This is a genomic window from Arthrobacter sp. NPDC080086 (assembly GCF_040702285.1).
In genome coordinates this window covers 1-6227 of the sequence record NZ_JBFBKP010000130.1, presented here as the reverse complement: position 1 = coordinate 6227, position 6227 = coordinate 1, and the positions used below count along the sequence as shown (strand labels likewise).

The 6227-nt window shown below is 69.8% G+C and carries 5 protein-coding genes; 1 reads left to right on the top strand and 4 read right to left on the bottom strand.

What is annotated here, in order from left to right; genetic code table 11:
- Positions 1 to 189 precede the first annotated feature (189 nt).
- The 4 genes from AB0305_RS22285 to AB0305_RS22270 all read right to left on the bottom strand — a co-directional run bounded on the left by AB0305_RS22285 (position 190) and on the right by AB0305_RS22270 (position 5549).
- Positions 190 to 1521 (bottom strand): RNA polymerase sigma factor, encoded by a 1332-nt coding sequence (locus AB0305_RS22285; protein WP_290258141.1) that lies wholly within the window; start codon positions 1519 to 1521, stop codon positions 190 to 192.
- A gap of 245 nt (positions 1522 to 1766) precedes the next feature.
- On the bottom strand, positions 1767 to 3146 hold the full coding sequence (locus AB0305_RS22280; RefSeq protein WP_364137781.1) for a DUF4192 family protein: 1380 nt from the start codon (positions 3144 to 3146) through the stop codon (positions 1767 to 1769).
- A gap of 85 nt (positions 3147 to 3231) precedes the next feature.
- Positions 3232 to 4575 carry an MFS transporter gene (locus tag AB0305_RS22275; protein ID WP_364137783.1) on the bottom strand — a complete coding sequence of 448 codons (1344 nt, stop codon included), beginning with the start codon at positions 4573 to 4575 and terminating at the stop codon, positions 3232 to 3234.
- Positions 4576 to 4610: 35 nt separating this feature from the next.
- Positions 4611 to 5549: a PAC2 family protein gene (locus tag AB0305_RS22270; RefSeq protein ID WP_364137785.1), complete on the bottom strand. Its 939-nt coding sequence runs from the start codon at positions 5547 to 5549 to the stop codon at positions 4611 to 4613.
- Between the two features lie 345 nt (positions 5550 to 5894).
- Between AB0305_RS22270 and AB0305_RS22265 the strand changes: the two genes are divergently transcribed.
- On the top strand, positions 5895 to 6227 hold a 333-nt coding region (locus tag AB0305_RS22265; RefSeq protein ID WP_366174069.1), incomplete at its 3' end, for a M17 family peptidase N-terminal domain-containing protein.

Genomic DNA, 6227 nt, shown 5'->3' with positions numbered 1-6227 from the left:
AGGGGCCCTTCGTCGTTTCAACCTGCGGCGCTGATATCCCGGCAACGCCGACCGGGAAGGCCGGCGCCACCCGGCGCATGCGACGGCGGGGTATACGACAGCGGGGCCGCCCTTGCCCGGCCCTGGTGGGCCCGGGCGGGACACGGCCCCGCTGAGGTGTGCCGGCAGTGCCGGCGGTGATGCTGGGACTTAGTCCAGGTAGTCCCGGAGGACCTGCGACCGCGACGGGTGGCGCAGCTTGGACATGGTCTTGGATTCGATCTGGCGGATGCGTTCGCGGGTCACGCCGTAGACCTTGCCGATTTCGTCTAAAGTCTTCGGCTGGCCGTCGGTCAGGCCGAAGCGCATGGCGACGACGCCAGCCTCGCGCTCGGAGAGGGTGTCGAGCACCGAGTGCAGCTGTTCCTGCAGCAGGGTGAAGCTCACCGCATCGGCGGGGACGACGGCCTCGGAGTCCTCGATCAGGTCGCCGAACTCCGAGTCGCCATCCTCACCCAGCGGGGTGTGCAGCGAGATGGGTTCGCGGCCGTACTTCTGGACCTCGACGACCTTTTCCGGGGTCATGTCCAACTCGAGGGCCAGCTCTTCCGGCGTGGGTTCGCGGCCCAGGTCCTGCAGCATCTGGCGCTGGACACGGGCAAGCTTGTTGATGACCTCGACCATGTGCACCGGGATTCGGATGGTGCGGGCCTGATCCGCCATGGCGCGGGTGATGGCCTGGCGGATCCACCAGGTGGCGTAGGTGGAGAACTTGAAGCCCTTGGTGTAGTCGAACTTCTCGACAGCGCGGATGAGGCCCAGGTTGCCTTCCTGGATCAGGTCCAGGAAGAGCATGCCGCGGCCGGTGTAGCGCTTGGCCAGGGAGACCACGAGGCGGAGGTTGGCCTCCAGCAGGTGGTTCTTGGCGCGCTTGCCGTCGTGGATGATGTATTCGAGTTCGCGCTTGAGCTTCGGATCCATGGATCCGTCGTCCGCGGCGAGCTTCTCCTCCGCGAACAGGCCGGCCTCGATGCGGAGCGCGAGGTCGACTTCCTGCTCGGCGTTCAGCAGGGCGACCTTACCGATCTGCTTGAGGTAGTCCTTGACGGGGTCGGCGGTGGCGCCGGCGGACATGACCTGCTGGACCGGGGCGTCGTCGTCATCCGCGTCGGAGTAGACGAAGCCGGATCCGGTAGGGGCTGCGGCAGTCTTGCCGGCCGCCTCCTCGCCCTCCTCGGTCAGTTCGGTGGCGTCGGGCGTGACGTCGTCGAGGTCCTCGTCGACCTCAACTTCGTCAATATCCTCGTCCTGGGACTTGTTGGCGGCCTCGGCGGCGGCCTTCGCGCCGGGCTTGGGGCCGCGCTTCTTGGGCGCAGGCTTGGCGTCGGCGGCGGAGTCGTCGCCCGCGGCGGCGGCCGCATCTTTGGCAGCCTTGTTCGCTGCACGGGTGGCGGCGCGCTTGGCATTCGCCGCCGCCTTCTTCTCCTCGGGGGACAAGACGGCCTGGTCGGCGGGGTCCTTCTTCTGGGAAGACGGGGTCACAGAAAACCTTTCTAGCGGTGGTCTGTGGAATCGCCATACGGGCAACACCACTATGACCCTGTCAAGTCCGTGTTTTCCATCAGGTGAAATCGGGACCAGCAGAGCCACTAGGTAGAACTGCCGGAGCGACCGTAATGTTCCCTGTTTCCAAGGTTCGCTACACACACCAGATACACGGACCCAACCGGGTCTCGACCTTCATTGTCTCATGCTTTTCCGAATCAGGGGCCCGTCCGGCGTCCGGGCTAGGCGGCGTCCGGGTCGAATTTCTGCCAGGCCGACTCCTTCCTGGCCGCCCAGCCGCAGAGGGTTCCGCGCCGGGCCAGCTCTCCCAGCAGCTCCGCGAGCCGGTACCCCGGGTACTCGGCGGCGGCCGCGCCGTAAAGTGCCGCGGCGTAGGAGCCGCGGCCCCGGCACCACTCGATCCAGCCGCGGCTGGTGAGGGCTGCGGCCCGGGACTCCCCGGCGCCGCAGGTGGAGAGAACATCCAGCACAGCGTCCAGTCGCGACAGCCGCCGCCAGTCCGGAGTGACGGGCTCCAGGCCGAGGAGGACCTCCCCGTACCCCGGCGGGGGCGGAAGGGTCCGCGCGGCCGGTCCGGGGCTTCCCGCCGGGGCGTTTCCGGGCGGGGTTATGTTTGCGGGCCGGGTCATTCCGTCCGGCAGCAGGGGGTCGGCGCCCGGCCCTTCGTCCAGCAGGCCGAAGTCCTCCGCTCCGGCGACGGCCGCCCGCCGTCCGGCCGCGGCCAGGACCAGCACCGCATCCCGCCAGGACGCCACGCACAGGGTGGCCCGAAGGTAGCCGGCCAGATCATCCGGCATCCCGCCCGCAGTTTGGGCTGCAGCACTGCTTGGCGCGGGATCCCGATCAGGTGCTGCCGGTGGCCCCTCGAGGACGTGTTCCCAGACGTCGAGGACCGCCTCGAACTGCCGCCGGTCCCGCCAGCGCGTGCCGAACCCGTCGAGGAAGCCCCGCTCAACCGCGGGCACTCCGGCCGGGTCCCGGCCCGGCCGGCTGTGATCCGCCGAACCGCCCATTCCCGCCGGCCCGGACAATCCGGGCGACCCGGCAGGACCGGCGGAGCCCGGCGCCGCACCCACCCGGCTGCCGCGGAACACCATCTCGGCGCTGAGGACGCTGTCGCGGATCTCCTCGATGGGCCGGCCCGGTGGTGCGCAGCAGTCCGGGTCCGAGCAGTGGGCGTTCCGCCAGTACCGCTCCCCCACGATCCAGGCGTCCCGGACCGGCAGCCCCGCGGAGGCCAGCGCGGTCTCCAATTCCCGGAGCAGCCGGTCCACGGACTGCTGCGGCGGCGCCGGGTGGCTGACGGGGCCGGGTTCGGCGCCGTCGCCCTCCGCGGGCGGCGCGGTGAAGAGGGCCAGGAGAGAGCCGTCGGCGTCCCGGTCCGCCACAAGGTAGCCGGCAACAGACCCGGCGAAGGCCCGCAGATGTGCCCGGTCGAATCGGCCGGGGCCGGGAAGGTCGACCCTGAGGGTGGCGCCGAGGCGCTTTCCCTGCATGGTCATCGCCACCACGCTGCTGACCGGCCAATAGCCCAGTGAGTGCGGGATGAAACCGAGAACGTCGGCGGGACCGGAAATTGTCAGGTGATCGGGAGCTGTCATGCCGTCAGCTTCGCCCCGGGCACCGCACGCGGTCAGCAGGTCGGCAACGCTATGTGGATAAGCAGCAGGAAGGAGCGCCCCGGAACTAGCTGACGGTGCCGCCGTCGCGCCGTCGTTCGGCCACGACGCGTCGCTGCCGGGCGATCGCGTCCCGCAGCGGCGGGACCACGACGCCCTGTGCGGCCATCTGCCGGCGGACCTTGCGGCGGATGATGAGGATCGCCGTCGCGCCGCCGCCCAGCAGGATGAAATGCACGCAGAGCGCCACGCGGAAGGCGTCCAGGCTGTAGAGGCCGCCGGGCGAGAGCCCCGCCCCGTGCTGGAAGTCGAGGGCCAGCCCGATCAGGAAGATGGCCAGCAGCGCGGCGATGAAACCACCCACGTTCACGATGCCGGTGGCCGTCCCGATCCGGTGGGCCGGGTTGAAGGTACGGGCGAAGTCGAAGCCGATCATGGAGCCCGGGCCGCCGACGGCCAGCACCACCACCAGGACGGCCAGCAGCCACAGCGGCGACCGCCCGGGCTGCAGCAGGACCGCGGCCCACGCGGCGGCGGTGGCCCCGGAGATCAGCAGCACCATGGTGGAACGGCGCAGCGGGTGCCGCGCGACGAAGCTCCCCATCAACGGACCGGCCACGATCGCGGCGGCGACATAGAGGGCCATCAGCGCGGACACCGTCCCGGCGTTCAGCCCCTGCGCGGAAATCAGGAAGGGGTAGCCCCACGTCATCGCGAAGACGGTGCCGCTGAACTGCACGGTGAAGTGGCTCCAGAGGCCCAGCCGGGTTCCTGGCTGCCGCCAGGCGTCGCCGAGCGACACCCCCGTTGCGCGCAACCCCTGGGCCGGAGCCGGAGCGGGGTGCCCGGGCGGCAGGTCCTGGAGCAGCACCACGGTCAGGACCAGGGCGAGCCCGGACATGCCGGCGAGGGTCAGGAAGGCGGGCGTCCAGCCGGCGGAATGCAGGATCAAGGCGAAGGGCACCACGGAAAAGAGCTGGCCGAGCTGGCCGGACATGCCGGTGAGCTGGGTCAGCAGCGGAACCCGGGAGGCGGCAAACCAAAGCGGGATGAGCCGGATCACGGAGACAAACGTCATCGCATCCCCCGCACCCACCAGGACGCGGCCCAGCACGCCGCCGGGGATGTTGTCGGCGAAGGCGAGCTGGAGCTGGCCCAGTCCCATCAGCAGGGCGCCGCCGGCGAGCATGGCCCGGGACCCGAACCGGTCCACCAGGATGCCCACGGGGATCTGCAACGCCGCGTAGACCAGCAGCTGCAGGACGGTGAAGAAGGAGATCTCGGCCGCGCTGGCGTGGAAGCGGGCGGTGGCTTCGAGGCCGACGACCCCGAAGGAGGTGCGCTGGCTCACGGCAACGAGGTAGGCGAAAACCCCGATGATCCAGATGAGCCAGGCACGGGGGTACGTCACTCCCCCATTATGCCCCCGCGACGGATAAAGATTATTTATTCTCCGGGTTCTTTACGGGCCAGGTAGGCCTCAACGGCGGCCCCGAGGTCGTCGGCGTTGGGCAGCTGGTCGTTCTCGTCGGCCAGCAGCGAGCGGCGGACCGTGCCCTCGGCCTTCTCGTCGTAACGGGTCTCGAGCCGGGACACCACCTGCTGGACGTCTTCGGAGGCCTCGATCTGTTCGGCGATCTGGCGGCCGACCTCCCGGCCCGCCTCGCGGAGCCGGTCGGTGGGGAGCATCAGCGCTGTCGCGGCGCCGAGGTATTCCAGGCCGGCGACGGCGGCGTTCGGATATTCGGCCTCGGCCAGGTAGTGCGGGACGTGGATGACGTAGCCGGCCACGTCCCGGTGGGCGGCTTCGAGGCGCAGCTCCAGGATGTGGCCGATGGCCGCGGGAACCTCAACGGTGGGCTTCCAGACGGAGATGCCCTCGATCAGGTCCGGGCGGTTGCCGTGGACCGTGACGCCGACCGGGCGGGTGTGCGGCACCGGCATCGGGATGGAGTGGATCCAGGCGGTGAGGTTGACGTCGAGTTCCTCCACGATGCCGACGACGGCGCGCGCGAACCGCTCCCACTGCAGGTCCGGTTCGAACCCGGCGAGGAGGAGGAAGGGTTTGCCCAGCCCGTCGCGCAACCGGTACAGGGACAGCCGCGGAACCTGGTAGTCCTGAAGGTGGTCCTCGACGAAGCTGATCTGCGGGCGGCGGGACCGGTAGTCCATCAGCTGATCGGCGTCGAACTCCGCCACCAGCTCCGTGTCGAGGTTGTCGACCAGTTCCGTGGTGATCTGCCGGACCACGTGGCCGGCATCGGCGAAGCCGGTGAAGCCCATCAGCAGATCAAGGCCCCTCAATTCGGGGCTGTGGAACAGCGCGTCGTCACGGACGTACAGCGTTGCCGGATCCAGCAGGGAACCTGTTATCCGTTCCATCACGTATTCCTTTCCTCCATGCGGCCCAAGCGGGGCCGTCTGCCGGGCACAGCGGGCGCCCGGCGGGGCTGCAATGCCTTGGGCGCAGTGCCCGCGTCGCCGCGGCATTCTGTCCCTTTGTCAGGTCCAACGTCCCGGGTGCCGGGCTAATTCCTGCCCCTTACTGTGGGCCACGTCTCAGAAAATGCGGTTCCGGCCGCGGCAAGAGACTACGATCGAAGCTGGCCTGAGGGCCGGCGCGGGTGATGCCGGCGGGACGTACGTCGTTCCCGGTGGCCCGGGTCCCATGGCAGGGCGCCAAACATGCAGTCCCTGCTTACGAAGCACAGAGAATTGAGGACTGTCCTGGTGGTCAAGAATACCGAAGTCAAACTGAGCGCCGTCGCCGGAGACGTGAAGAAGTCCCCCTCCGATGCCCTCGTCGTGGGCGTCGGACAGGGCACCGACGGCCCCGTCCTGCTGGAGAACCCGTTGACCGCCAAGGCCGCCGAGGCCCTCGCCGACTCGCTGGCCGCCCTCGGCGTCACCGGTGCCGCCGACCAGGCACACCGCCTGCCCGGCCTGCCCGAGGCCGGAGCCCCGGTCCTGGTCCTCGCCGGCGTCGGCAAGGTCACGCCCGGCACCGCCCTGGGCGAGGAGGCCCTGCGCCGCGCCGCCGGCTCGTCCATCCGGCAGCTGGCC

Coding starts and splice junctions, on each gene's coding strand:
- AB0305_RS22280 (WP_364137781.1), bottom strand. CDS start 3,146: ATGACAGCTCCCGATCACCTGACAATTTCCGGTCCCGCCGACGTTCTC.